Source organism: Spirochaeta thermophila DSM 6192, from assembly GCF_000147075.1.
Taxonomy (GTDB): domain Bacteria; phylum Spirochaetota; class Spirochaetia; order Winmispirales; family Winmispiraceae; genus Winmispira; species Winmispira thermophila_A.
On the sequence record NC_014484.1, the window covers coordinates 1,535,792 to 1,560,829 of the forward strand.

Annotated in this window: 21 protein-coding genes; 10 read left to right on the top strand and 11 right to left on the bottom strand. The window is 62.7% G+C overall.

Translation table 11 applies throughout. From position 1 onward, the window contains the following. Window positions 1-21: 21 nt before the first annotated feature. Complete coding sequence (locus tag STHERM_RS07020) at window positions 22-1,083, top strand: hypothetical protein (protein ID WP_013314193.1); 1,062 nt, start codon at window positions 22-24, stop codon at window positions 1,081-1,083. Here the strand turns inward: STHERM_RS07020 and STHERM_RS07025 are convergent. The 5 genes from STHERM_RS07025 to STHERM_RS07045 all read right to left on the bottom strand — a co-directional run bounded on the left by STHERM_RS07025 (window position 1,040) and on the right by STHERM_RS07045 (window position 8,727). Beyond that, complete coding sequence (locus STHERM_RS07025; protein WP_237223193.1) at window positions 1,040-3,058, bottom strand: putative bifunctional diguanylate cyclase/phosphodiesterase; 2,019 nt, start codon at window positions 3,056-3,058, stop codon at window positions 1,040-1,042. The genes STHERM_RS07020 and STHERM_RS07025 overlap by 44 nt on opposite strands. A gap of 95 nt (window positions 3,059-3,153) precedes the next feature. Next, on the bottom strand, window positions 3,154-3,591 hold the full coding sequence (locus STHERM_RS07030) for a response regulator (protein WP_013314195.1): 438 nt from the start codon (window positions 3,589-3,591) through the stop codon (window positions 3,154-3,156). Between the two features lie 69 nt (window positions 3,592-3,660). Beyond that, window positions 3,661-4,980, bottom strand: a complete 1,320-nt coding sequence (locus tag STHERM_RS07035) for a DEAD/DEAH box helicase (protein WP_013314196.1) — start codon at window positions 4,978-4,980, stop codon at window positions 3,661-3,663. A 107-nt stretch (window positions 4,981-5,087) separates the two neighbouring features. Further along, a complete protein-coding gene (locus tag STHERM_RS07040; RefSeq protein ID WP_148223887.1) occupies window positions 5,088-7,448 on the bottom strand; it encodes a response regulator in 2,361 nt (786 codons plus the stop codon). A 10-nt stretch (window positions 7,449-7,458) separates the two neighbouring features. Next, window positions 7,459-8,727, bottom strand: a complete 1,269-nt coding sequence (locus STHERM_RS07045) for a response regulator (RefSeq protein ID WP_013314198.1) — start codon at window positions 8,725-8,727, stop codon at window positions 7,459-7,461. Between the two features lie 226 nt (window positions 8,728-8,953). On the opposite strand from STHERM_RS07045, the gene STHERM_RS07050 reads away from it, so the two are divergent. The 5 genes from STHERM_RS07050 (at window position 8,954) to STHERM_RS07070 (ending at window position 16,507) form a co-directional block, all read left to right on the top strand. Beyond that, entirely contained in the window at window positions 8,954-9,604 is a 651-nt protein-coding gene (locus STHERM_RS07050; RefSeq protein ID WP_013314199.1) for a TetR/AcrR family transcriptional regulator, read from the top strand. Beyond that, window positions 9,601-12,303: an efflux RND transporter permease subunit gene (locus tag STHERM_RS07055; RefSeq protein WP_013314200.1), complete on the top strand. Its 2,703-nt coding sequence runs from the start codon at window positions 9,601-9,603 to the stop codon at window positions 12,301-12,303. Before STHERM_RS07050 ends, STHERM_RS07055 begins: the two co-directional genes overlap by 4 nt. Further along, window positions 12,300-13,070 (top strand): outer membrane lipoprotein-sorting protein, encoded by a 771-nt coding sequence (locus STHERM_RS07060; protein ID WP_013314201.1) that lies wholly within the window; start codon window positions 12,300-12,302, stop codon window positions 13,068-13,070. Before STHERM_RS07055 ends, STHERM_RS07060 begins: the two co-directional genes overlap by 4 nt. Before the next feature lie 12 nt (window positions 13,071-13,082). Beyond that, the gene (locus STHERM_RS07065; RefSeq protein ID WP_013314202.1) at window positions 13,083-14,516 is read left to right on the top strand and encodes a DUF1302 family protein; all 1,434 of its coding nucleotides are present in this window, start codon (window positions 13,083-13,085) and stop codon (window positions 14,514-14,516) included. A 149-nt stretch (window positions 14,517-14,665) separates the two neighbouring features. After that, window positions 14,666-16,507: a phosphoglucomutase gene (locus tag STHERM_RS07070; RefSeq protein WP_013314203.1), complete on the top strand. Its 1,842-nt coding sequence runs from the start codon at window positions 14,666-14,668 to the stop codon at window positions 16,505-16,507. On the opposite strand, the gene STHERM_RS07075 is transcribed toward STHERM_RS07070, so the two are convergent. From STHERM_RS07075 to trpS, 4 genes are all read right to left on the bottom strand, one after another. After that, entirely contained in the window at window positions 16,473-16,955 is a 483-nt protein-coding gene (locus tag STHERM_RS07075; protein WP_013314204.1) for a TspO/MBR family protein, read from the bottom strand. The two genes, STHERM_RS07070 and STHERM_RS07075, sit on opposite strands and share 35 nt — an antisense overlap. A gap of 62 nt (window positions 16,956-17,017) precedes the next feature. Continuing rightward, the gene (locus tag STHERM_RS12555) at window positions 17,018-17,836 is read right to left on the bottom strand and encodes a DNA repair protein (RefSeq protein WP_013314205.1); all 819 of its coding nucleotides are present in this window, start codon (window positions 17,834-17,836) and stop codon (window positions 17,018-17,020) included. Window position 17,837: 1 nt separating this feature from the next. Further along, on the bottom strand, window positions 17,838-18,551 hold the full coding sequence (locus STHERM_RS07085) for an HAD family hydrolase (RefSeq protein WP_013314206.1): 714 nt from the start codon (window positions 18,549-18,551) through the stop codon (window positions 17,838-17,840). Further along, window positions 18,544-19,611, bottom strand: coding sequence for a tryptophan--tRNA ligase (trpS, locus tag STHERM_RS07090; RefSeq protein ID WP_013314207.1), 1,068 nt, complete (start codon window positions 19,609-19,611; stop codon window positions 18,544-18,546). The genes STHERM_RS07085 and trpS overlap by 8 nt, the downstream gene beginning before the upstream one ends. 103 nt (window positions 19,612-19,714) lie before the next feature. Here trpS and STHERM_RS07095 point away from each other — a divergent pair, with 103 nt between their 5' ends. The 3 genes from STHERM_RS07095 to STHERM_RS07105 all read left to right on the top strand — a co-directional run bounded on the left by STHERM_RS07095 (window position 19,715) and on the right by STHERM_RS07105 (window position 22,396). Next, window positions 19,715-20,404, top strand: coding sequence for a hypothetical protein (locus STHERM_RS07095; protein WP_052295668.1), 690 nt, complete (start codon window positions 19,715-19,717; stop codon window positions 20,402-20,404). A 1-nt stretch (window position 20,405) separates the two neighbouring features. After that, entirely contained in the window at window positions 20,406-21,539 is a 1,134-nt protein-coding gene (locus STHERM_RS07100) for a chorismate-binding protein (protein WP_013314209.1), read from the top strand. A 161-nt stretch (window positions 21,540-21,700) separates the two neighbouring features. Continuing rightward, on the top strand, window positions 21,701-22,396 hold the full coding sequence (locus STHERM_RS07105; protein WP_013314210.1) for an aminotransferase class IV: 696 nt from the start codon (window positions 21,701-21,703) through the stop codon (window positions 22,394-22,396). On the opposite strand, the gene STHERM_RS07110 is transcribed toward STHERM_RS07105, so the two are convergent. Both STHERM_RS07110 and STHERM_RS07115 read right to left on the bottom strand, forming a co-directional pair. Next, window positions 22,347-23,393 (bottom strand): AI-2E family transporter, encoded by a 1,047-nt coding sequence (locus STHERM_RS07110; protein ID WP_013314211.1) that lies wholly within the window; start codon window positions 23,391-23,393, stop codon window positions 22,347-22,349. The two genes, STHERM_RS07105 and STHERM_RS07110, sit on opposite strands and share 50 nt — an antisense overlap. A 25-nt stretch (window positions 23,394-23,418) precedes the next feature. Beyond that, the gene (locus STHERM_RS07115) at window positions 23,419-24,234 is read right to left on the bottom strand and encodes a hypothetical protein (RefSeq protein WP_013314212.1); all 816 of its coding nucleotides are present in this window, start codon (window positions 24,232-24,234) and stop codon (window positions 23,419-23,421) included. 144 nt (window positions 24,235-24,378) lie between these two features. Between STHERM_RS07115 and STHERM_RS07120 the strand changes: the two genes are divergently transcribed. Then, window positions 24,379-24,999, top strand: coding sequence for a superoxide dismutase (locus STHERM_RS07120; RefSeq protein WP_013314213.1), 621 nt, complete (start codon window positions 24,379-24,381; stop codon window positions 24,997-24,999). Window positions 25,000-25,038 lie beyond the last annotated feature (39 nt).

Sequence of the window (25,038 nt, forward strand, 5' to 3'; positions counted from 1 at the left end):
CCACTCTGGTAGCCTGACTCCATGCCGTCGCACATCACCCACGCCCTCGTCGCATGGAAAGCCTGGGCCCTCGCCACGGGCCGATCGGTCCCCCGAGAAGGGCCGCTCCCCTCTGAGCTGCGTGCCCTCACCTTCGGGGCCCAGGGGCCGGACATCTTCTTTCACAACAGGCGGCGGAAACCTTCCGGTCTGTCCCTCGGCGCCCTCGCTCACCGGCGCGCCTACGGTCCCCTCACCTCCGCCATGCAGGAAACCCTCGCCGAGGACGACGCCCTCGGCCTCGCCTACCTCGCAGGGTGGATCACCCATGCGATAACCGACCGCATCCTCCATCCCTACGTGATCTACCGGAGCGGCTGGTTCAGCCCCGAGCTGCCTCATACCAAACGATACATCCGATGCCACACCCTCCTGGAGCGACTCATCGACCTCCACCTGCTCGCCGGGGAGACCGCGCTCGAGATAGAGGAGCTGGACTTCAGACACTACGTGGATCTGGGGGAAGAGGCCCCCGCCTGGTTCGTACGGATGCTGAAGACGGGCTTCCGCTCCACCTACCAGGAGGCGCGCAAGGACAAGAAACTCGTCCTCAGGATCAGGAACGCCTATGCGGATGCGCGGGACTTCTATGCCGCCATACATCCTGTGACCCACACCCTCGTCCTCCGGCGCATGGAGGAAAGGCCCTCACGGGAGGCGAGGCTCAAAGGCCTCACCCTCCTCCACCCGCTCCTCCCCCCGTCCTTCGACATCGCCAACACCCGACGGAGTCTCTGGTACGAACCGACTCCACCCCCCACCCCCAGGCGGGAAGGCATCGCCGAACTCTTCCAGAAGGCCGTGGACCTCTCCGCCGACACCATCGCCCCCCTCTACTCCCCCCGCGTATCGAAAGCCCCCCTCGAGGCCTTCCTGAGAGACCGCACCAACCTCTCCGACGGGAGGCACGAAGGGAGGTCGCACGTACGCTACAGCAACCCCCTGCCCCTCCCCTCATACCTCGAGGATCTCCTCCTCCACTACGAAGCGCGGTTTCCCCTCACTGCCCCGGCGGCCGGTGCAGGGCCTTCACGTACTGGATGAACTCCTCCTCCCTGAGAGGCTCCTTGTAGAAGAATCCCTGGAAGACCTGGCAGTTGAAGGTCCGGAGGAGGAGGGCCTGCTGCTCGTTCTCCACTCCCTCGGCGATCACCGCAAGGCCGAGCCCGTCGGCGAGCGTGAGGATGGCCTGTATGATGGCCACGTCCTCCCCCCTCGCAGGCAGACCCTGGACGAACGACTTGTCGATCTTTATGGCCTTCACCGGGTACTGCTTGATGTACTGGAACGTGGAATAGCCCGTCCCGAAATCATCCAGGGCGATTCCTATCCCCATCTCCTCGAGGCGGGAAAAGAACTCCCTGCTCCCCATGTGCTCGAGGAACGTGCGCTCCGTGATCTCGAGCGTGAGGTATCCGGGAGGTATTCCGTGCTGAGAGAGCGTCTCTCTCAGGTGATCCACCAGCTGCCTGTCCCTTATCTGCTGGGGGGAGAGATTCACCGAGATGGTGAGCGAGGAAAGCCCCTCCCTCCTCCACCTTCCCCATGCCTCCGCAGCCCTGCTTATCACCCAGCGTCCGAGCGGAAGGATGAGACCGGTATCCTCTGCGATAGGAACGAACTCGGAGGGGAGGATCAGCCCCTCTCTCGGATGACGCCACCGGAGGAGGGCTTCGGCCCCTACCACCACCCCCTCGCTGCTCACCAGAGGCTGGTAGTAGAGTTCGAGCTCCTCTTCCCGAAGGGCCCGTTGAAGGTCGCGCATGCGCCTCAGCCTCGTGGCGGCCCCCTGGAGCATGCTCTGGGAATAGAACCTGAACCCGCTCCTCTCCCTCCGTGCATGGTGGAGTGCAGCCTCGGCGTGCTGCAGGAGGACCTCGGCCGACCCCCCGTTCTCGGGATAGAGGGCGATACCCACCACGCCCGAGAGATACACCGGGGTGCCTCGGACGAAGAACGGCCGGGCGAAGGTGTCCAGTATCCGTTGCGCGAAGAGGGCCACGTCCCCTGAAGAGGAGGCCCCCTCGAGCGTGAAGACGAAGGTCTGGTCCTCGATGTGGAAGAGGAGATCCCCCCTCCGCTTCACCAGGAGGAACCTGTCGGCGATCTCCTTTATGATCAGGTCCCTCGCCTCGTGGCCGTAGAGGTCCGTCACCTCGGAGAGATCCTCGGGGCTCGCCACGAGAAGGGCGAGCTTCCCTTCCGTCCCTCTCCCGACCCTCGCCCCCACTCTCTCATAGAACCGCGGAGCGGTCTCGAGTCCCGAGATCCGATGCCGATGGGTGAGCTCATCGAGCCTCTCCTCCAGCTCACGGGTCTGTGTGACATCCTCCATGAAACCGATGAACACCGGGTGGCGCCGCCCGTTCTCCGCGATGTAGACGAGCCCGTATACCTTTACCGTGAGAAACCCGCCCGAGGCCCTCCTCACCCTGCACTCGAAGGAAAACCGCTGTCCTTCTGCCCAGTGTCTGCTCACGAAGATCTCCTCAACCCGTTCCCTGTCCATGGGATGGATGTTCTCGAAGAACACCCTCGCAGGATAGGGGACGAAGGGAGAAAGCTCGGGGGCGAAGTGTTCGCAGTACCTCTTGCTGAAAACGAACTCCCCCCGCCACGGGGTGTAGCGGAAGAAGCCTTCCTCAGCAGTATCGAGGGCGAAAAGAAATTCCTTGGACCGCTCCCGTACCTCCTTCCTGAGGTACCGTATCACCTCCAGGAGCGCACCTCCCATAAGGAGGAAGAGGTCTCCCATGTATCGGGCCGGCACATCCTGGAGATAGAGGCCCCGAGCCCCCGAAGCCGCGAACTCAGTCACGCCCACCAACAGCAGGGCCGTGACCACGGTGACCCTGCGGACACCCAGGAAGTATGCCAAAGAGAGAGGAAGGAGTCCCGCGAGGACCGCATAGACCCCTGTGAGGGACGATCCCATCAGTATGAAGATCACATATCCCAGGAAGGAAATACCGAGACACACGCCGAGTATCGAAAAGCGAGTCCAGGGTCCCGTCTTCACGAGATGTACCATAGCATGAGAAATTTCGGCCCGCAACTCGATTTTTTATTTTTTTAGAGATTTTTGATATTTTGTAGATTTTTGGGAAAGCCGGGCTACCTCAAGGCGATGAGAATCCGCTCGAGGACCTTCTCCCTGTTGAGGGGTTTCACGATGAAGTTCTTCGCCCCCTCGAGGAGGGCCGTCTTCACGAGGTCGTCCCGTCCGAGGGCGCTTATGATCACCACACGGGCATCGGCGTCGAATTCCATGATCTTCTTCAGAGCAGTGATACCATCCATCCTCGGCATGGTGATGTCGAGCGTCACCAGGTCCACACCGGGGTGGAGGCTTTTGTAGAGCTCCACCGCCTCATCCCCGGTGTTGGCCTCGCCGATCACCTCGAACCCCGCCGAGGAGAGGATCTGCCTCAGCTGTTTCGTCACGAATATGGAATCATCTGCGATCAGTATCTTATAGGGGGTACCATCCGGTTTACGCCCCTCGAACTTGCCGGCTTGATCCCCGACGGGGAGATCACCTTTCAGTTTCATGCCTCACTCCTCATGTACACTCGTCTGTTCCCACGATCCTATCGAAAAACACCACGACAGACAAGCGTGTCAGAATCTCTCACCGTACTTTCGCTGGTAGTACGCAACCCTCTCCTCGAGAGACTTCCCCCTGAGAGGGGGCCGGGAGGAGACGATCTCCTCCCTCTTCACCCGTCTCTCCCCTCCCTTGCCCTGCGCCCCTTCCGCACGTCTTCCCCTGGGAGGACGGCGCCTCCTTTCCCTCTTCCTGCCGGATCCGCCTCTCTGGCGTCTCTCCCGGGCACGCAGGGAGCCGTCCAGGAGTTCGTCCAACGGGAAAGAGGGGAAGTGCCTTTCCATGTCGAGTTCCGTCTCCAGGTAGTCGTAGGCGTCCGCCTCCGAGACCAGGGAAACGCAGAGGGGGCCGGCCCCCTCCTCGAGAAATCGAATCCGGTAGAGATAGGAGTCGCCGGAGACGGGCATCTGATAGTTCACGACCATCGAGAAGGCGGGCACGTGAAGGTTCCGGGAAGTGGACTCGGAGGTCACGACCACCACCCGACCGGACGCCCCGAGAGGTTCACCGAGGAGGAATCCCCTGTGTCGGGGCATATCGCCGGTGACGCAGTAGTTCTTGATGCCGCCGATGAGGAGGGCCCCGGCGACCTGCTGACTCACCTCGTCGCCGCCGGTGAAGACGATGGTGTCGTGGGCGGGGAAGCGCCTGAGGAGGGCTTCGAGGGCCTTCAGTTTCCTGTGCCCTGCGAGATGGTAGACCCTCTCCTCCACACCCGAGAGGATGGAGCTGGAGGGCCTGGGCCTCACCTCCTCGGGATGATCGGCGTACTTCCACACGAGATTCCGCATCTCCAGGGAAAGGGCGGAAGAGAAGAAATAGGTGAGACGCTCCGATCGATGAGGCCGAAGGAGATCGAGGACCTCGTAGAGGTTGTCGTCGAGGAGCATCCTGTGCGTCTCATCGACCACGAGGCAGGTGAGGGAAGCGGGATCGATCTGCCCCCGCTCCATCATGGAGCGCACGGTCCGGGGAACACCCACCAGGAGCTGATACCGCTCCGGAGCCCGTGTCACCTCGCTCCGTCCGGCGATCCCGCACCTGTACTCCAGGTAACGACCGATCACCCCCGCCTCATGATGGACCAGGTTCTCGAGTTCGTGGATGGGTACCAGGATGAGCGCCTTTTTGTCCGTATGCTCTAGGAGGCTCTGATAGGCCATGCTCACATAGGCTGCCACACGGGCGTGGAGATACTGGGCGTCGAAGAGGGCATCCCGCCTCTCACGATACCGTTCCATGAGATGGATGAGGGCCGGCCAAGGCTCGAGATACCCGGATTGAGAGAGCGGTCGTGCGATGTACTGATGTAGTCCCAGTTCCTCGTACTGCATACCTGCTCCTTCTCTCTAAAGGTGTACAGCGAGCACTCAGAACGTCCTATCACGGTAGATATAGTATCGCAAAAAGGCAAAAGGGGAAAGAAGAATGCACCTCCACTCTAGGAGTGCTGGGGGGAGAGGCTGCGTTCCACGTATTCCTTCGTCCGCACGAAGCCCTGTTTGAGACGGGGGAAGAGCTGCTTGCACCGGGAGAGATCACCCTCCTTCGCCGCCGCCTCCATCTCGGCCGCGAGGTCGCCCAACAACTTCATGGAGAGATTCCAGCTCCCCCCTTTGATCCCGTGGGCCTCGGTGCGCACCGTCTCGATATCCTGGCTCGAGAGGGCCTCCTCTATCCGGCCGAACTGCTGGGGAAGTCGCTCGAAAAACCGATCTATCACGTTCGAGAGCACGTCCAGGTCATCCATGAAGGCCTCTCTCGCCCCGCTGAGGTCGAAGAGATCATCTCCTCCCACTTCCGCGGCAGGGGCAGTCCTGGTAGAAGCCGACTCAGGGGCGGGCCGATCCTTCCCGGTATCCGACAGCCACTTCTGGAGCACAGGGAGCAGATCCTTCTTCTTGAACGGTTTGGGAAGGAAATCGCTCATACCGGCCGCGAGGGCACGTTCCCTGTCCTCCCTGAAGGCGCTCGCCGTCACCGCGATCACCGGTCCCTCATATCCTTTCTCCCTCAGGACCCGGGCGGCATCATACCCGTTCATCTCGGGCATCTGCACGTCCATGAAGATGAGGTCGGGTTTGAGCGCGAGCCCCTTCTCCACTGCCTCCTTCCCGTTGCCCGCAAGCTCGACCCTGTAACCGAGTCGGGAGAGGATGGTGAGAAAGAGCTCCTGGTTCACGATGTGGTCCTCCGCCACGAGGATGAGATAGTTTCCTGCATCCGCGGGCGTTTCCTCTCCCCCTTCGGTCCCTTCCGCTTCCTCCACCGCTTCGAGTTCCATCTCCTCGTTCACCACCTTGGCGACAGTTCGATAGAGATCGTCTTTCCTCACCGGCTTGGCAAGGTAGGCGTCGAACCACTTGAGGAGCTTCATCTTCGCCTCTGCACCCTCCCCCATGGGGCTCATGAGGACCATCCTCGTGTCGTTGATGCTCCTGTCGGCGTTCACCTCGCTCGCGAACTGCCATCCGTCCATGCCGGGAAGGGTGAGATCGACCAGCACGAGGTCGTATATCTCCCCCCGTTCGGCCCGTTCCCTCATCTTCCTGAGTGCCTCCGCCCCTGTCGACGCTTCGTCGATACGGGGGAAATACCGCTGCAGGTATCGGTGGAGCACCTTCCTGGTGAGGGGATAGTCCTCCACGAGGAGGAGGCTTCCCACCTCTCCGAGCGAGACGGGAGGTTCGTAGGATTCCACGATCGGCAGGGGGAGCAGGAACCAGAAAGAGCTCCCCTCCCCTTCCTTGCTTCTCACCCCTATCTCACCCTTCATCATCTCCACGAGACTCTTCGAAATCGCGAGTCCGAGCCCCGTACCGCCGAAACGCCTGGTGGTGGACTCGTCGATCTGGCTGAAGACCCGGAAGAGTCTATGCTTCTTGTTCTCGGGTATGCCTATACCGGTATCCTCCACCGTGAACGCCACCCACGCCACTCCCTTCCTCTCCTGCACGAGCTGTACCCGGCAGAAGACATGCCCCTTCTCCGTGAACTTCACCGCATTGTTGGCCAGATTGACCAGGATCTGGCGTATGCGGAGGGGATCGCCTTTCACCTTGCGGGGCACCTCCTCACCGATATCCACCACCACTTCGAGGTGTTTCTTGTGGGCCTGGAGCGAGACCATACCCACGGCCTGCTCCACCACCTCGTAGAGGTCGAACTCGATGATCTCCATGGGGAGCTTTCCGGCCTCTATCTTCGAGTAATCCAGGATATCGTTGATGAGGGCGAGAAGGGCCTCCCCCGAGAACCTGATCTGCTGCACGTAGTCCCGCTGCTCCTCGTCGAGGCGTGTGTCTTCGAGCAGTTCCGTCATACCGAGGATCGTGTGGAGCGGAGTGCGTATCTCGTGACTCATGTTGGCGAGGAACCGGGACTTGGACTGCACCGACCTTATCGCCTCCTCCCGCTCCTTCCGAAGGTGTTCCTCGGTGACCTTCTGATCCGTGATGTCGAAGGCCCCGAGGAGGACCTCCCCTCCCCTCGAGAATCCCCAGAGTCGCCACCAGGCGATGCTCCCATCCTTACGGGCCGCCCGGACCAGGATACTCGCCTGATCCACCTCTCCGCGGGCGAGGCGCTCGATGAACGAGCTCACCACAGGTTCGTCCGATGAATAGATGATCTGGGGAAACCTCACCCCGTCCAGCTCCTCCTCGGTCCAGTCCACCATGTCGAAGAACCGGCCGTTCGCAGCCAGGATGTCCCCCTCGGGGGAGAGCAGGATCATCCCCACCGGGACGTGTTCCAGAACCTCGAGGAGCATGGGCGAAGAAAAGCTGGATATCCGCTGCAACGGGAGCCTCCTAGAGTGAGATGAGGACCTCCACCGCCTTCCTGCGGAGGAGCTCCGGCTTGAGGGGTTTCACGACATAGCTCTTCACCCCGTATTCTACCGCTTTGAGCACGGTCTCCCGCCTCGAGAGGGCGGAGAGGACGATGATGGGAAACGAGGCACCCATGGACTTGAGGGCCTGCATGGTGGCGAATCCGTCCATCTGGGGCATGAGGAGGTCGAGGAAAAGGAGCGTGCACCGGGAGACGCCTTCGTTGTCCATGACGAATTCGCGTCCGTTGTTGTAGGCCTTCACCGTGATCCCCACATCGGAGAAGGCCTTCTTCACGAGCTCCTGGATCACGAGGTCGTCGTCGACCACGCAGAAGAGTGCATCGCGGGGAAGGGCCCCGAGGAGGGTGCCGGGGGCGGGTCGTGCCCCTCGCTCCTCCACCTTCTCCGCACCGAACCGCAGATGGAACTTTTCCTCCCGCGCGGCGTCGGGCCTCTGGGAGGAGAGGATGTGTTCCGCAGGCTGTCCTGACCCTTCGGCCTTCTCTCCCAGGAGGGCGTCCATCACCTTCTCGAGGGAGTCGGCCACCTCTATCTTCTGGAACTCCTCGTGGTGGGCGAGATAGTCCCTCACGAACTCGCTGGTGGTGAGCACCTTGACGAGGCGCGGTCTCGTCTTCGTCTCCTCGAGCACGATGTGGAAGAGGGCGGCAAGCTTGAGGGAATCCTCCTTGGTGATCTCGAGGCTGCTCATGATCACCAGCACCCGAGGGACCTTGAGCTTGTAGAGCTCCATGAGTTCCGCGAGCTTGTAGCGGAGTAGCTCGATCTTCTCCTTGTTGAGCCCCTGCGCCACCTCTATGAAGACGATCTCCTCGTTCACATGGGCCTCGATGATACACGGCGTATCATCGAGCGTGACAGGGACACCCAGCAGTTCCGAGATCCCTTTGAGGAGTACGTCGATCTTGAGGGGCTTGGTGAGGATCTTCCGGATCCCCTTCTGGGCGAGCCTGAGGAGGGTCTGTTTGTCCATCGCCCCGGCGGTGAGGATGAGGGGAATACCCTTCGTGTTGGGGTGCTTCGACTTCTCGTCGAGCACCTCCTCCACGCTTCCTCTCGAGAGGAAGGAGTCGAGGATCACGAGATCGGGGACCTCGTTACGCATCTTCACCAGCCCGTCGAGGGCACTGGGACTCGAGATCACTTCGAATCCGTATTCGGGAAGCTTCTGGGTGAGGTAGTCCCTCAGATGCGAGGACTCATCGATGACGAGTATCTTCTTCATGTGTCCCCTTCCACGAGCGGATCTTACATCCTCTAATATAGTGGATAGAGAGGCGGATTGTCAAAATACTCCTCTCCGGATGCCCGAAAAACCTGCGAGTGATTCTCATGTTTCACGGAGGAGGAGCAGACCCATTGCCGCCGAGGAAGAATGAGAGTATATTCGTATCTGACTGATAGTCAGGTAATATATATCAGTCATATACAAACGATCGGTCGGAGGTTTCATGGGTACGGCGGAACGCAGGGCACGGGAAAAAGAGGCCCGTCGGAAGGCCATCCTGAAGGCCGCCCGGAAACTCTTCCTCTACCGGGGGTTTCTCGAGACGAGTATGGACCAGATCGCCGAAGAGTGCGAACTCAGCAAGGGCACCCTCTACCTCTACTTCAAGAACAAGGAGGAGCTCGCCCTCGCCATCGTCAACCAGACATTCGACGAGCTTCTCGCACGGATCAAGGAGGCCACTGAGAAGGCCCGCACCGGCCTGGAGGCCCTCAAGAAGGTGGTGGAGGCCTACCGGCGGTTCTACGAGGAGCACGTGAAGGAGTTCTCCTTCGCCGCCTCGCTCGAGTTCCTCGCCCAGAAGATCGGTGTGAAGAAGGAGAGCATCAAGGCCTCCTATACAAGGGTGGACGCCATCCTCGCCCTCATCATCGATATCCTCAAAAAGGGGATACAGGACGGGTCCATCCGCAAGGACATAGAGCCGGAGAAGGCCGCCTTCGCCGTGGCGAACGTGATCAAGAGTTTCCTCCAGCGCATGGCCGTCGGCGCGAACCTCCTCCTGCTGGGGACGAACTTCTCCGAGCAGGAGATCATCGACTACACCCTCTCGCTCTTCCTCGACGCACTCTCACCGGAAAGGAGCAGCACATGAAGGTACGCGTCTCCCTTCTCTACCGGCATCCCTGGCTCACCATAGGGATCATCCTGGGCATCACCCTGTTCTTCGCCTTTCAGATCCCCCGTATAGAACTCGACAACGATCCCTTCCACTTCATCCCCGAGGACCATCCGGAACGGATCGCCTTCCAGGAGACCGAGGACCAGTTCGGCGAGGCCCTGGGGATCGTGGTGGGGATAGAGACCGAGGTGGGCACCATCTTCTCGCCCGAGGTCCTCTCCTTCGTGGACGCCCTCACCCGCGAGATAGAGGCACTCGAAGAGGTGGAGGACGTGACCTCCCTCACCAACACCGACTACATCGCCCCCACCCCTGAGGGCATGGAGGTGGTGCCGATCATCGAGGATCCCACCGATCCGTCCCAGATCGCCCGTCTGAAGGAGCGGCTCCTCTCATGGGAGATGTACGAGGGGGTGCTCTACTCCCCCGACTTCAGGGCCACGCAGATCATCGTCCCCATCAGGAGCTCCACCACCGAGGACGAGCGTCAGCACGTCTACTTCGCCATAAAGGAGTTCATCGAGCGGACCCCGCACCCCCACATGCGTACCTACATCGCCGGTACCCCGGCGGTGACGGTGCTCATCTCGAGCAACATGCAGAAGGACCTGGTGCTCCTCATCCCATTGGTGATCGGTGTCCTGGTGTTGGTCCTCGCCCTCTCCTTCCGCAAGCCGGGTGGGGTGATCCTCCCCCTCACCACGGTGATCATCAGCACCATCTGGACCGTGGGGCTCATGGCCCTGCTCGGGATCAAGCTCTCACTCATAGGAACGGTCCTCCCCGTGGTGATGATGGCGGTGGGGAGCGCCTACGGGATCCACATCATAAGCCACTACTACGACCTCATCAGGGAGCGGGGCGGCCAGGTGAGTGAGGAGGAGCACGAGGAGATCGTGGCCTCCATCGTGCGACACATAGGGAAGTCGGTGTTCCTCGCCGCGCTCACCACCATGGTGGGATTCGGCTCACTCGCCTCGAGTCAGGTGCGGCCCATCCAGGAGTTCGGGATCTTCAGCGCCTTCGGCGTCCTGGTGGCCCTCGTGGTGGCCGTGACCTTCATACCCGCGCTCCTCATAGCCCGTCACCGTGCCCTCCAGGTCCGGCTCAACAACAGGAAGGTGGAGAAGGAAGACCTCGCCGACAGGTTCATGCTCTTCCTCTACACCCTCTTCTCGCAGAAGAAGGGGAGCATCCTCCTCTTCGCCCTGGTGGTGGTGATCGTCGGTATCTACGGCACCACGCTGCTCGACAAGGACAACGTACTCATCGACTACTTCCGTCCGGGCACCGAGATACGCGAGGCGGACAGGTTCTTCAGAGAGCGGTTCGTAGGGACCAAGACCTTCGAGATCGTGGTCGAGGGCACGGAGAAGGGGGCGCTCACCAATCCGGAGGTGCTCAAGGCCATGGAGGATCTCACCCTGTACCTCAAGGACAAGTTCCCCGAGGTGAAGAAGGTGGTCTCCTTCACCGACTTCCTCAAGCGGATCAACCAGGTGCTCAACGCACCGCCTGAAATGGAGACCCCCGTGGCCGTCGGGCCTGTGTCCACCGTCTCGAGCGCTCCGGAGGAGTCTTCCGGCCTCCCCTTCAGCTTCTTCGAGGAGGAGAAAGCCGAGGAGGGTCTCTTCTTCTTCGAGGAAGAGGGGACCGCCGAAGGGGCTGCGTCAGAGCAAGCCTCCCCACCCCCTGCCGAGAGGGCCCCTGCGCCCCAGGGGGTGACCACCCTCTCGCGGGAGGAGTTCCTCACCATCCTCAATCAGGCCTACGCCCTCGCCCCCAGGGCCGACATCTCGGCGGCCGAGCTCGTGCGGCTCATCAACCGGGCCCTCAACTGGAGAGGCGCCGCCTACTACGAGATCCCGTACGATCCTGCGAAGTACCCGGTGGAGACCAGGGAGGAGCTTTCCAACCTCATCTCCCAGTACCTTCTCCTCTACTCGGGGAGCCTCTCGGCCTGGATAGACGATGCCATCGAGCCCTCCAAGGCCAAGATGACCGTGCAGCTCGCCACCTCGAGCTCCATACGGGCCTACGAGATCGCGCGGGAGGCCGAGGAGTATGCCCGTGCCCACTTCCCGGAGGGGTACACCATACGGACGAGCGGACAGGCCAAGGTGGAGTACGCCCTCACCGACCTCATCGTCAAGTCGCAGACCATAAGCATCGCGGTCTCGCTCGGGCTCGTGTTCCTCATACTGGTGGTCACCTTCAGGTCCATCGCCGCCGGGATCTACGGGCTCATCCCGCTGGGGATCACGGTGCTCATCAACTTCGGGGTGATGGGGCTCGCAGGTATCAGGCTCGACATCCCCACCTCCATGGTGGCCTCGCTCGCCATCGGTATCGGGATCGACTACGCCATCCACTTCATGAACTACTACCACCGCGAGCGGATCAGCACGGGTGACAGGGAGAAGGCCACGCGCAACAGCATGAAGGGCGTGGGCAAGGCCATCCTCTTCAATGCGGTCTCGGTGGCTGCTGGGTTTCTGGTGCTCCTGCTCTCGCAGTTCGTGCCCATCGCCTACATGGGACTGCTCATCGCCCTCACCATGGCCACCTCGAGCGCGGCCTCCATCACCCTGCTGCCTGCGATCTTCGCCATAAAGGAAGCGGCCTTCCTGAGAAAGGCCGACACCACACACGAGACGGGAGGAACCACATGAGACGAGTGTTCACCGCATTGCTCTTTCTGCCCCTCCTCGTCACCGGGGCCTTTGCCCTGGACGGAAGGGAGATCATGGAAAAGGCTCGCGACGCCGTGAAGGTGGACGCGAGCCACGCCCTGGTGCGTATGCTCCTCATAGAGAAGGATGGGAGCACCTCGGAGCGTATCCTCGAGATGTTCGGGAAAAAGGGGAGCGATGGGCTTACCCGATCGCTCATCGTGTTCCACCGACCTGCCTCGGTGAAGGACACCAGGTTCCTCGTCCTCGAACAGAAGGGCAGACCCGACGACAAGTTCATCTACCTTCCGGCACTTCGGCGGGTGCGGAGGATCGCGGCCGAAGAGGGGAGGCAGTCGTTCATGGGCTCGGACTTCACCTACGACGACATGTCGAGCAGGGAGGTGGACGAGGATGTCCACACCCTTCTCCGGGAGGAGCAGCTCGACGGCGTGGCCTGCTACGTGGTGAAGTCGGTGCCGAAGGACCCCTCGCAGAGCCAGTACCACCACAGGATAAGCTGGGTGAGGAAGGACAACTTCATCCCCATGAGGGTGGAGATGTACGAGGACGAGGAGACCCTCCTCAAGGTGCTCACCATCGAGAAGCTCGAGAAGGTGGAGGGGGTCTGGACGCCCATGATGACCGTGATGAAGAACGTGAAGACCGGCCACGCCACGAGGCTCGAGATCCAGAAGATCAAGTACAACGAGGAGCTTCCGGACGCGCTCTTCAGCCAGAGGTTCCTCGAAACAGGAAGACTGTGAGGGAGGTACGCCATGAAGCGGATAGGGATCATAGCGATGTTCAGTGTGTGTCTCCTGTGGGCGGGTGCCCAGGAGCTCTCGTTCTTCGAGGAGGGGGCGGCCGGCCCTGTGGAGGTCTCGGGGAAGGTGGAGAGCCAGGTGCGCCTCTTCACCGATCCCGACAGGGAACCAGGTGACCAGACGGTCTCTCCCTTCGCCACGGTGGAGCTCGGCCTCGCCTACGAGGGCGAGCGGTCGCGGGCAGTGGCCCGGCTGCACTACAGCCAGTGGTACGACTACACCACCCAGGAGGGGGTGTACCGGTCGCTCGAGGACCTCATCGACGAGGCGTACGTGCAGGTCTTCCTCCCCTGGGCCACGCTCGATGTGGGCTACCTCAAGCTCGTGTGGGGCAAGGGCGACAAGGTGCACGTCTTCGACACCATCAACCCGATGGACTACTCGGACTTCATCAACCCCGACTACCTGGAGCGCAAGAAGGCCGAGAAGATGGTGAGGCTCGGCGTGCCGGTGGGCACGATGGGGAGTTGGGAGCTGGTGTACGTGCCGGTCTTCACGCCCGATGTCTTCCCCACGGAGGGGATGTGGGTGCAGCGGGAGCTTGCGGAGCTTGAGAACGCGGTGGAGGAGGTGATCGACCAGGCGGCGACACAGATGGCACAGGCCCTCGCCACACAGTACATCACGGGAAGCATGAACGCCACGGCAGCCCAAGATCTGGCCTCACTCATGGCGGCCGCCTGGGCGGAGGAGGCGGCCTCGTCGGCCGTCCGGTACGAGCTTCCCGATTCGCTCGAGGACTTCGTGGCCGCCACGAGGTTCACCTACTCTGCCGGCGGGGTGGACCTGGGGCTCTCCTACCAGTACACCTTCGACCGGCTCCCGGTGATCGATACCTCGCGGCTCGCCACCGACTACCGGGTGACGATCTCCTACGACAGGGTCCACCTCTTCGGTCTCGAGGCAGGGGCTGCGCCGGGAGGGTTCAACCTCAAGGGTGAGCTCGCCTACTTCCTCACCGAGGATACCGCGGGCGACGACCCGCTCGTCCGCAACAACCGGATCGCCTACCTGGCGGGGGTGGACAAGGATCTGCCGTTCGGTACCCTCAACGTGAACCTCCAGGTGGTGGGTACGGTGATCCTCGGGACCTCGGGGCTCAAGGCGGGCGACATCGAGTACGATGAGGATGAGACCTACACCACCACGATCGTGAACGCGGGGATCACCGAGCGGCTCCTGCACGATACGCTCACGATCGAGCTCGCGGGGGCCTACGTGGTGGAGGACGGTGACTACATGATCCGCCCGAGGCTCGAGTACAACGTGGCCGACGACCTCTTCCTCACCGCCTCCTCTACCTGGTTCGGCGGGGATGAGGAGGGGTACTTCGGTCAGTTCAACGGGAACAGCTTCTTCCAGCTGGGGGCGAGGATGGCGTTCTGAGGCCGGGATGCTACGGGAGGAGGCGCCGCACGTGCGGCGCCTTTTTTCCATGAGGCGGTCTTGTCTCTTTTCGGTTTTTCGTTTTAGATGAGCTGCTGTGAAGGGGGTCCCCCTTCGTGAACGAGAGAATGCCACAAAGAGGAAGGGTGATGGCGGTAGATCGGCTCCACCTGATGAGCGCGCTCGAGGGGTACATCCTCTCGGTTTCCGGATGGCGAAAGGTGTTCGCGGCCTCGGGGGATGAGCAGGATGCCTCCCCCCGGATCACCGAGGCGGACAGGGTGCTGGCGGTGTGCGCAGGCAGGGTGATCGGTCGGTTCTTCAGGGAGCGGGGAGAGGGGGCCGGGGTGTTGCTCGCGCGTGATTCCCGGCCCACCGGGGAGGCGATCTGCAGGGCGATCGCGGCGGGGCTGTGCATGGAGGGGGTGGGGGTGCGGTATGCGGGGATCGCGGCGGCGCCGGAGGTGATGGCCTTCTCTGCGGCAGACCCGGAGCCGGCCGGGTTCGTGTACGTGTCTGCGAGCCACAACCCGGTGGGGCACAATGGGATTAAGGTGGGCTCGAGGGGAGGGGTGCTGGGAGCAAGGGAGGCGGGGGAGCTCATCCGGCGGTTCAGGGAGGAGGTACGAGGGCTCGGCGAGACGGAGGCAGCGGGGCTCCTCGGGGCAGAGGCGCCTCCGGGGGTGTGGGAGGAGGAGGCGAGGTGGAAGGAAGGGGCGCTCAGGGCGTACGGGGGGTTCGTGCGCCGGGTGATCACGGGAGGGGAGGCGGAGGAGGTGGTCCGGAGGTGGGCGGAGCTCGGGGAGGGGGTGCGCAGGAGAGGGGCGGTGATAGTGGGGGAGCTGAACGGGAGCGCCCGGGGGGCAAGCGTGGACAGGGATGTGCTCGAGGACCTAGGGTGCGAGGTGCGTCTCTTCAACGCAGCGCCCGGAGGGTTCGTCCACGAGATCCTGCCCGAGGGGGAGTCGCTGGAGATGTGCGCGGACCTGGTGAGGGGGGTGGTGGAGGAGCGGGGGTGCGAGGCGCTGGGCTACGTGCCGGACTGCGACGGCGACAGGGGGAACCTGGTGTACGGGGCGCCGGGGGTGGGGGTGAGGGTGCCGGGGGCGCAGGAGGTGTTCGCGCTGGCGGTGCTGGGGGAGCTGGCCTGGCTGGATGCGGTGCTGCCGGGCGGGGTGCGGGGGCACAGGGTGGCGGTGGTGGCGAACGGGCCGACGTCGCTGCGGGTGGAGGAGGTGGCGGGGGCGTTCGGGGCGCAGGTGGTGCGGACGGAGGTGGGGGAGGCGCACGTGGTGGGGAAGGCGGAGGAGCTGCGGCGCGAGGGGTGGGTGGTGCGGGTGATGGGGGAAGGGTCGAACGGGGGGAGCATCGTCTGGCCGGCACGGGTACGCGATCCCCTCGCCACGCTCGGCTCGGTGCTCAAGCTGCTCGCCTTGCGCGATGAGCCCTATGCCCTCTTCAGACGATGGTGCACGCTCCGTGGCATCCCCTACGAGCCCTCCTTCACCCTCGCCGACGTGCTCGCCTCGCTTCCCTCCTATCGCACCACCGGAACGGGGGAGGAGGCGGCCCGGCTCACCATCCGGTCAAGCGATCAGGCGGCCTTCAAGGCCTCCTATGAGCGCCTCTTCCTCTCGGACTGGGAGGGCCGTGCTCAGGAGCTCCGGCGCCGCTTCGGCATCACCGGCTTCGAGGAACACAACCACGAGGGTACCGTGACGAGGGTGGGCTTCGGCCCCGCGTTCCGCACCGGCGCGCAGAAAGGGGGCCTGAGGATCCTCTTCAAAAACGAAAAAGGAGAGCCGTGCGCCTTCATGTGGATGCGCAAATCGGGCACCGAGCCGCTCTTCCGCGTGCTGATCGACGCGAGAGCCGATATCCCCGGACTCTACGACTACCTCCTGGAGTGGCAGCACGGCCTCATCCGACGCGCGGACGAGGAGGCCGCCGCCGGCCTTAGCCCCGGTTCAACACGAAGATGCTCGCATTGAGCACGGTGGCATAGCTCACCCACACCAGGTACGGGATGAGGAGATAGCCTGCCCACCGCTCGATCCGCACACTCATCACGATGAGGGCGAGGATGGCCACCCAGAGGAGCACGATGTCGACCAGCGCAAGACCGGGGCTCTGCCGCGCAAAGAAGAAGAACGACCAGAGGACATTGAGGACGAGCTGCACCACAAAGAGGAGTACCACGAGGCGGACCTGGTACGAGAGGCCCGTGCGGATCACGAGATAGGCGGAGATTCCCATGAGGATGAAGAGGACCGTCCAGACAGGGGCGAACAACCAGTTGGGAGGGGTGAACGAGGGCTTCTGGATGGTGCTGTACCAGCCCTCGATGGCGGGCATGGTAAAGGAAGAACCCAAGAAGCCCGCTCCCAGACATACCCCCACGGCGAGTACCAGCAGGATGATCTCCTTGAGCAGACTCATTACCTCACCTCCTTGAACACTTCTCCTTCAACTATAGTACCTCGCCCCCTCCCCTTCAACCCTCACGGCACGTACACCCTCTCCCCCTCCCTCACCACCAGCCCCTCCCGCTCCAGCGCCTCCACCACCCCTTCCACCACCTCCCTCTCCCTCCCCACCTCCCGCGCCAGATCCCCCACCCCGCAGCCCCCCTTCCCCACCAGCACCCGCAACACCGCCCCCCGCACCTGCCGCACCGACCCCTCGAACCGCCCCTGGCGCCGGTAGTGCGCGCTCCTGCGCCCCGCATTCCCCCTCCGCGCCTTGATCGCCGCCCCCAGATCCATCAAGGCGTAGTACCACGTGCGGACATCATCCCGGTAGAGGGTCTCCTCAACCAGCGGGAGGATCTCCGCATCCCTCACCCCCTCCCTCCCCGGGAAGAACCGATCGAGGAACACCGTACGGATATTCGTCTCCACAAACACACAGGGCCGCCCGTAGGCGAACGTCGCCACGGCCCGCGCCGTGTACGGCCCCACCATGGGAAGCCCCTCCAGCACCCCTGGCTCATCCGGCAGCCTCCCGCCCCACCGCTCCACCACAATCCGGGCGCTCTCCCACACCCCCCTCGCCCGCCTGTTGTACCCCAACCCCTGCCACACCTCCAGCACCTCCCCCAGCCTCGCCCCGGCGAGCACCTCCCACGAGGGAAACCGCGCCAGGAACTCACCGTACTTGCCCACCACCCGGGAGGTCTGTGTCTGCTGGAGCATCATCTCCGAGACGAAGATCGCGTACGGATCACGCGTCCGCCGCCACGGGAAATCACGCCCCTCGCGCCGGTGGAACCCCAGCACCTCCTCCTGGAACCCCCTCACCACCGCCGACCCCAGCCTCATCCTACCTCCCCACCCCCACCCCACACCCCAGCCACTCCCACACCCGCTCCGCGGAAAACTCCCCCATCCCCCCTTCGAACAACACATCCGCCTGGTAGAACACCTCCGGGTAGCGATCCTTCACCAGCGTGGGGATCGCCACGCACACCATCCCCGCATCCAACCCCGCCCGCACCCCCGGCTCCGAGTCCTCGAAGACCACACACCCACCCGGCTCCACCCCAAGCCTCCCCGCCGCCTCGAGGAACACATCCGGCGCCGGCTTGGGACGCGCCACCTCGTCCGCCGACACCACCACCCGGAAGAACCCCGCGAGCCCCGTCTCTTCGAGCAGCACCTCGATAATCCCACGGGGCGACCCCGACGCCAGGGCACACGGCATCCCCGCCTCCTCAAGGAGCCCCAACAACCTCCGCATCTCGGGGAACACCTGCACCCTGCCCCGCGCATGTGCGAGAAACACCTCCATCTTCTCCCTTGCCAGCTCCTCATCGGACCTGGGGATCTCCTTCTGCGTACGCATCCACTCGATGAACCCCTTCGTCCCCCTCCCGATCATGTACTCGCGCAGGGCATCATCGTGGGGGATCCCGTACCGATCGAGAAAGGCGCAGTCCGCATCCCAATACACATCCTCGGAATTGACGAGCGTCCCATCCATATCGAAGATCGCCGCCCGGATCCCAGGCGGCGCGCACTCACGCCTCTTACGCATCCGTACCCCCCTTCTCCTGCCTCTTTCTCCGCCGCTCCGCACCCCGGCTTATCCTGTTCCACACCCCGGCGAGCCCCATCGCCTTCCTCACCTCGATGAGGGTCTTCCTCCCCTCCTCCCGCATCCGCATGGTCCCCTCGTAGAGGATCTCGTCCACCAGACCCGTCTGCTGGCGGAAGTACTCACGCCGCTCTCGGATGGGATCCAGGAAGGCATTGAGCGCCCTCGCGAGCTTCTCCTTCACCTCCACGTCCCCCACCTTCCCCTCCCGGTACCGACGCTTGAGATCCTCCACCTCCTCCTTGTTGGAATTGAAGATATCGTGATAGATGAACACTGGGTTCCCCTCGACCCTCCCCGGTATATCCGCGCGCACCCGGTTCGGATCCGTATACATCTTGAATACCTTCTTCTCTACGGTCTTAGGATCGTCGGAGAGGAGGATGGCGTTCCCGAGCGACTTGGACATCTTCGCCGCACCATCGATCCCCACCAGGGTGGGAACTTCGCCCACCAGCGGGTCGGGCACGGGAAAGACCTCTCCGTAGAGGAAATTGAATCTGCGCGCGATCTCCCGGGTGAGCTCCACGTGCGGCACATTGTCCTTCCCCACCGGCACCACGTGGGCCCGGGGGAGGAGGATGTCGGCGGCCTGGAGCACCGGATACCCGAGGAGCCCCAGAGGCATCTCCTCCAGGTGCGCCGCCTGCGCCATCTCCTTGAGCGTCGGGATACGCTGGAGACGAGGGACCGTCACAAGCATCTCGAAGAAGAGGTTGAGCTCATACACCTCGGGAACGGCGGACTGCAGGTAGATCACCGACTTCGCAGGATCGATCCCGCACGCCAGGTAGTCGAGCACCATCTCCCTCGCATTGTCCGCGATCGCCTCGACGTCCTTTTTCTCCGGCTTCGTGGTGAGCATGTGCAGGTCGGCGATGATAAAGAAACACTCGTACTCGTCTTGGAGCTTCACCCTGTTTGCGAGCGAACCCACATAGTGTCCCAGGTGCAGCTTCCCCGTCGGTCTGTCACCCGTGAGAATGCGCTTTCGTTCCATGAGCCCCTCTCCTTACCCTGAGATACGGCCATACTATAGACAGGAACCCCTCTCCTTGCAAGGGCGCTGGCACGATCCAGGAAACGTGATATACTGGGAGGCGATGCGGAACCGTCTCATGCATGCGGCATTTCTCCTCCTCACCTGCGCGCTCCTGCCGGCCCATCCCCTCTCGGGCCTCTACACCTACCACACCACGGCAGGAGACCGCTCGTGGGAAGTCCGTTACCGCGTCGTGGAGGACGGCGGCCGCCTCGACATCGAGGTGGAAAGCACCGAATCCCGGTGGGAAGCCGTGCATGCGGGGACCTCCACCCTCCTGTGGAGGTACGAGGCCGGGGATCTCCGCATCACCACCCAATGGGACCCAAAGAGGCGCGTCCTCCACTACCTCAGGGAGCAGGATACCGAGAGGGAAGAGAAGACCCATACCCTGAAGAAAGACCTCCCCTTCATCCAGGTCTTCGAGTTCGGCCTCATCCCCTTCATCACTGCATCCTCACAGGAGAGGTTCACCTTCTATGCCCTGCGTCCCGCCACCGGTGAGGTCTACGAGATGGAGGCCCGGAAACAAGGGGAGGAGACGCTCACCGTGATGGGAAAAGAGGTCCGCGCCTTGAAGGTCACCATCCGGCTCGCCGGGCTGCTCTCCGCCTTCTGGAAGAGCACCTACTGGTTCGACCCTGCAACCGGGGTGATGCTACGATTCGAAGGAACCTTGAGCGCAGGCGGACCCTTCCTCACACGGCACCTCACCGGAATGGCGCCCGTGTCCCTCACTCCGGAAGGATAGGATGCGTGCACTCTTCCACGACCCCGTGTCCGATACCTGGCTCCTCTTCCGTCGTCCCCTCGGCGTCCTGGTGGTAGGCCCCGAAGCCCTCGCCTCGATCCCGCAGGTGCTCGAAGAGGCCGATTACGAGATACAACGCTCACATCGGTACGCTGCGGGCTGGCTCGCGTACGAGGCCGCCCCGGCCTTCGACCCAGCCTTCAGGATCCACCCTCCTCGTGGACCGCTCCTCTGCGTGGGAATATTCGACCCTCCGGAGCATGTCCCGCTTCCCCCTCCGCGACGGATCGAGCCCCCCTCCCTCACCCCGGAACTCGACGAGAAGACCTATCTCTTCCACCTTTCGAGGATAAAAGAAGCCCTCGAGGCAGGCATCACGTACCAGGTGAACTACACCTTCAGACTCGAAGGCCGGTCTCTTTCGGATCCCCTCTCCCTCTTTCTTTCCCTGGTGAACAGAAGCGCGCCTTCCTACAGCGCCTATGTGGAAGCCGGGGATCACGCGGTACTCTCGTTCTCGCCCGAGCTCTTCTTCCGGAAACACAGAGACCTCGTCGAGTGCGAACCCATGAAAGGCACCTCCCGTCGAGGGACGAACCCGGACGAAGACGCCCACCTCGTCCACCGACTCCACACGAGCGAGAAGAACCGGGCCGAAAATCTCATGATCGTGGACATGATCCGCAACGATCTCGGGAAGATCGCCGCCATCGGCACGGTGGAGGTTCCGCACCTCTTCTCCATCAGGACCATTCCCTATGCCCACCAGATGGTGAGCACCGTGAGGGCGCGGACATCTGCCTCGATCCCCCGGATCCTCGAGGCACTCTTCCCCTGCGCATCCATCACCGGAGCCCCCAAGGCGAGCACCATGAGTATCATCGCACGCGAGGAACATTCCCCCCGTGGGGTGTACACCGGTACCGTGGGATTCTGGAGCAGGGAGACGGCCCTCTTCAACGTGGCGATCCGTACCCTCGTGAAGGACGGGCCGCGCTGGTACTACGGTACAGGCGGAGGCATCGTGTGGGACTCGGATCCGGGCGAAGAATACCTCGAGGCCCTCCTGAAGGTGGGAGCCCTGGGGAGGCCTCTCGCCTCCCCCTGTAGGCCCCCTTCGTGCCCCCAAAGGTGATACCACTGTTTCCGGAATTCCGCAAATTCCACGTGCACTAAACCCAATATCAATTCCCCGGCGATCCTCACGGCACCATGCGTACCACACCGCTGCCTGCGTCCTTCACCCCTGGTGCAAGACGCCCGCCGGTGCTACGATATCCCGTACCGGAGTAGCCCATGCCGACTCATCCAGAGGGACACACGCCCCCGTCGGAGGAATGCTCGTCTCTCCAGGAGCATCCTCCCCTCCTCGAGAGCCTGAGGTGGACGCCCGGGGGAGGGCTGTGGCTTCTCGAAGAGCACCTCGCACGGCTCGAACGGAGCGCCCGGATCCTCCGATACCCCTTCTGCCTCTCCCTGACACGAAAGGCCCTCGAGGACTACACCTCCACGCTCGCGCACCCTGCAAAGGTGCGCCTCCTCCTCCACCCCGACGGCAGGCTCGAGACCGGTCATGAGCCGCTTTCCGCCGGCGCTCCCCCACTCCCCGTCCCCCTCGTCCTCTCGCCCGAGCCCGTGGATCCCTCCTGGTGGTGGCTCCGGCACAAGACCACCTTCCGCCCCTTCTATACCCGTATGGAGGAACACGCGGGGAGTCGCTATCTCCTCTACTGGAACACCCGAGGCTTCGTCACCGAGACCGGCTTCGCGAACATCCTTCTGGAGGTGGGAGGCGTACTCTTCACCCCTCCCGAGGAGGACGGTCTCCTCCCCGGTGTCTACCGTGCGCACCTCCTCGCAAGGGGAAAGATCAGGGTGCGCCCGCTCAGAGTGGAAGACCTTGCGCAAGGGAGGATCCATCTGATCAACAGCGTCCGCGGATTCATGCCCGCCCGTCTCGTGAACGGTCCCGTCTCGAGGCCGTCCCCATGAGGATGCTCACGGCCTTCAGCTGGGGGATGTTCTCACACACGATCTTCACGATCACGGTGAGGGGTACGGCGATGAACATCCCCGCCACCCCCCAGAGCCAGCCCCAGAAGAGGAGCGAGAAGAGGACCACCACCGGACTCAAGTTGAGCTGCTCACCCGCGAGCTTCGGTTCGAGGAGGTTCCCCATCACCATCTGGATGAACATCATGCTCCCGGACACGAGGAGAGGGTGCTGCCAGTCCGGATAGAACTGGATCACGGCGAAGAGGGAGGAGAGGCCCCACACGACCGCCGACCCGATATTGGGGATGAAGTTGAAGAGAAAGGCGAGAAGCCCCCATATGAAGGCGAAGTCGAGACCGATGAGCGAATAGGCCGCCCAGACCAGCAATCCGGTGGCGAGACTGATCAAGAATTTCACCGCGAGGTAACGGGAGATCTGCTCCGAGATGTGCTCAAGGATACGGGCGATCCGGGCGGTGAGCCCCCTCCTGAGGGCCCTCAGCATCTTCCGGGGGAGGTGCCGCCACTCCAGAAGGAGGAAGAGGAGGAAGAGGAGCACCAGGACGGTGTAGGTCACCAATTCCACCAGGCGGCCGGAAAGGCCTACGAGGTAACTCCCTATGGTCCGCACCCACGAGAGGTCGTTGAAGAGCCACTCCCTCAGGTGGAAACGATCCACCAGGGTGTTGTAGAGACCGATGAACCTCGTCTGGTAGCGGGGATACTCACGTATGAGCGAGTAGAGGCTGGACGACAGCAGCGTGCCGAGCCCTGCGATGATGAGCACGAGAAGGAGCATCACCACGGTGATCCCGAGGAAATAGGGGATACGCGCACGATGCATGCGTACGACGAGCGGTGCAAGGATGAACGAGAGCAGAGCCGCGATCACGAGGGGGAGCACCACCTGTTGGGTGATGTGGAGCACCCCCCCTATCGCAACGAGAGAGAGGAGGGCCAGGAAGATGACCTGCAGGCGTACCAGGCGTTCCACGACGCCAGGGTACCAGAAAGGCCCCTCACATAGAAGAGGCCGTCGTCTCCGGAGAAGGCTCGGGAGTAGGCGTCTCTTCTGCCTCTTCGGCGAGCTCCTGCGAGAGTTCGTCGAGTTTCACCTGGAGCGAATCCACGAGATCCGCCGAGACCGGCTCGGCCTGGGATTCCTGAGCGAGCTCCAGGATCTTCTGATACCGTTCTTCGGGCGGGAGGTCCTCATCCCGCAGGATGAGGAAGTAGCGTGCCGTGAGCCTGAGGTCCACGTCCCTGTCCGAGAACCCCTCCATGACCCACGCCTCCCTCACCACATTGCGGGAAGTCTCGAAGAAGTAGATCTGCTGTCTTCCCTCCTCCTTCTTTTCACCGATTCCGATGAGGGTGAAGGGCTCGAGCTGCCCCGAGGGTAGAAGGGTGGTGGGTCTCTGGTAGTAGTCCACCTTCTTGGTGATCACCCCCAATGTCGCCCTGAGTGCGAGGTATCCGGTGTACGCCCAGCCCTGGGTACCGTCGGAGAGGCGTACGAGGGCGTACTCCAGCTTGTTGCCGCTGGAGGAAACTCCCTCCTTGATCTCCCCCAGGAAGGTGAGCCGCTCACCCACGGTGGCCGTAGCGAGGGATTTCTTGCCCTTGTCGAGACTGTCCCAGATACTCACGGCCTCCAAGACCACGGCGGGCGCCTCCTCCCGCGGGATGTCCCTCGAGGGCACGCCTTCCGCCTGGGCGCTCGCCACGGGCTCTCCACCGGTGGCCGCAGGCTCCTCGCTCCTCCGTTCGAGCCTCTCGCATCCCGAGAAAAGAAGAAGCAGGAGCAGCCCTCCTGCCAGCATGGAACGTCTCATCTCGTCACCTCCTCGTACCATATCACTCTCTACATTAAACATGGAAGCCGGAACGCATGTCAACACCGAAAGTCCGAACGGGGCCTTGCTGTTCGAACAAAACATGATTATTTTAGTAATAAATACGGAATCAGGAGGAATCCTATGAGCTTCACACTCCCCTCACTTCCCTATCCCTACGATGCACTCGAGCCTCACATAGACGCCCGGACCATGGAGATACACCACACCAAGCACCATGCCGGGTACGTGAACAACCTCAATGCCGCGCTCGAAAAGGCGCCCTTTGCAAAGGACAAAGACCTGGTCTTTCTTCTCAGGAATCTCAAGAGCCTTCCCGAGGAGGTGCAGACCGCGGTCCGCAACAACGGCGGCGGGCATGCGAACCACAGCCTCTTCTGGACCGTCCTCTCGCCCGAAGGCGGAGGCACGCCCCAGGGTGCGGTCGGCAAGGCCATCGTCTCAACCTTCGGTTCGTTCGACGCCTTCAAGGAAGCCTTCACCAAGGCGGCCGCCACCAGATTCGGGAGCGGCTGGGCCTGGCTCGTGGTGAACGCGTATGGTACGCTCCAGGTGTACTCCACCCCCAACCAGGACAGCCCCTACCTGGACGGCTTCATCCCCATCCTGGGCCTGGACGTCTGGGAACACGCCTACTATCTTTCGTATCAGAACAGGAGGCCCGACTACATCGCCGCCTTCTGGAACGTGGTGAACTGGGAGGAAGTCGAACGACGCTACAACGAGACTCTCGAGGCCCTGTGAGCGACCTCTCGGTATCACACAGGGGAACGCCTCACGTTC

Coding starts and splice junctions, on each gene's coding strand:
- STHERM_RS07020 (WP_013314193.1), top strand. CDS start 22: ATGCCGTCGCACATCACCCACGCCCTCGTCGCATGGAAAGCCTGGGCC.
- STHERM_RS07030 (WP_013314195.1), bottom strand. CDS start 3,591: ATGAAACTGAAAGGTGATCTCCCCGTCGGGGATCAAGCCGGCAAGTTC.
- STHERM_RS07035 (WP_013314196.1), bottom strand. CDS start 4,980: ATGCAGTACGAGGAACTGGGACTACATCAGTACATCGCACGACCGCTC.
- STHERM_RS07045 (WP_013314198.1), bottom strand. CDS start 8,727: ATGAAGAAGATACTCGTCATCGATGAGTCCTCGCATCTGAGGGACTAC.
- STHERM_RS07050 (WP_013314199.1), top strand. CDS start 8,954: ATGGGTACGGCGGAACGCAGGGCACGGGAAAAAGAGGCCCGTCGGAAG.
- STHERM_RS07055 (WP_013314200.1), top strand. CDS start 9,601: ATGAAGGTACGCGTCTCCCTTCTCTACCGGCATCCCTGGCTCACCATA.
- STHERM_RS07060 (WP_013314201.1), top strand. CDS start 12,300: ATGAGACGAGTGTTCACCGCATTGCTCTTTCTGCCCCTCCTCGTCACC.
- STHERM_RS07065 (WP_013314202.1), top strand. CDS start 13,083: ATGAAGCGGATAGGGATCATAGCGATGTTCAGTGTGTGTCTCCTGTGG.
- STHERM_RS07070 (WP_013314203.1), top strand. CDS start 14,666: ATGGCGGTAGATCGGCTCCACCTGATGAGCGCGCTCGAGGGGTACATC.
- STHERM_RS07075 (WP_013314204.1), bottom strand. CDS start 16,955: ATGAGTCTGCTCAAGGAGATCATCCTGCTGGTACTCGCCGTGGGGGTA.
- STHERM_RS12555 (WP_013314205.1), bottom strand. CDS start 17,836: ATGAGGCTGGGGTCGGCGGTGGTGAGGGGGTTCCAGGAGGAGGTGCTG.
- STHERM_RS07085 (WP_013314206.1), bottom strand. CDS start 18,551: ATGCGTAAGAGGCGTGAGTGCGCGCCGCCTGGGATCCGGGCGGCGATC.
- trpS (WP_013314207.1), bottom strand. CDS start 19,611: ATGGAACGAAAGCGCATTCTCACGGGTGACAGACCGACGGGGAAGCTG.
- STHERM_RS07095 (WP_052295668.1), top strand. CDS start 19,715: ATGCGGAACCGTCTCATGCATGCGGCATTTCTCCTCCTCACCTGCGCG.
- STHERM_RS07100 (WP_013314209.1), top strand. CDS start 20,406: ATGCGTGCACTCTTCCACGACCCCGTGTCCGATACCTGGCTCCTCTTC.
- STHERM_RS07105 (WP_013314210.1), top strand. CDS start 21,701: ATGCCGACTCATCCAGAGGGACACACGCCCCCGTCGGAGGAATGCTCG.
- STHERM_RS07115 (WP_013314212.1), bottom strand. CDS start 24,234: ATGAGACGTTCCATGCTGGCAGGAGGGCTGCTCCTGCTTCTTCTTTTC.
- STHERM_RS07120 (WP_013314213.1), top strand. CDS start 24,379: ATGAGCTTCACACTCCCCTCACTTCCCTATCCCTACGATGCACTCGAG.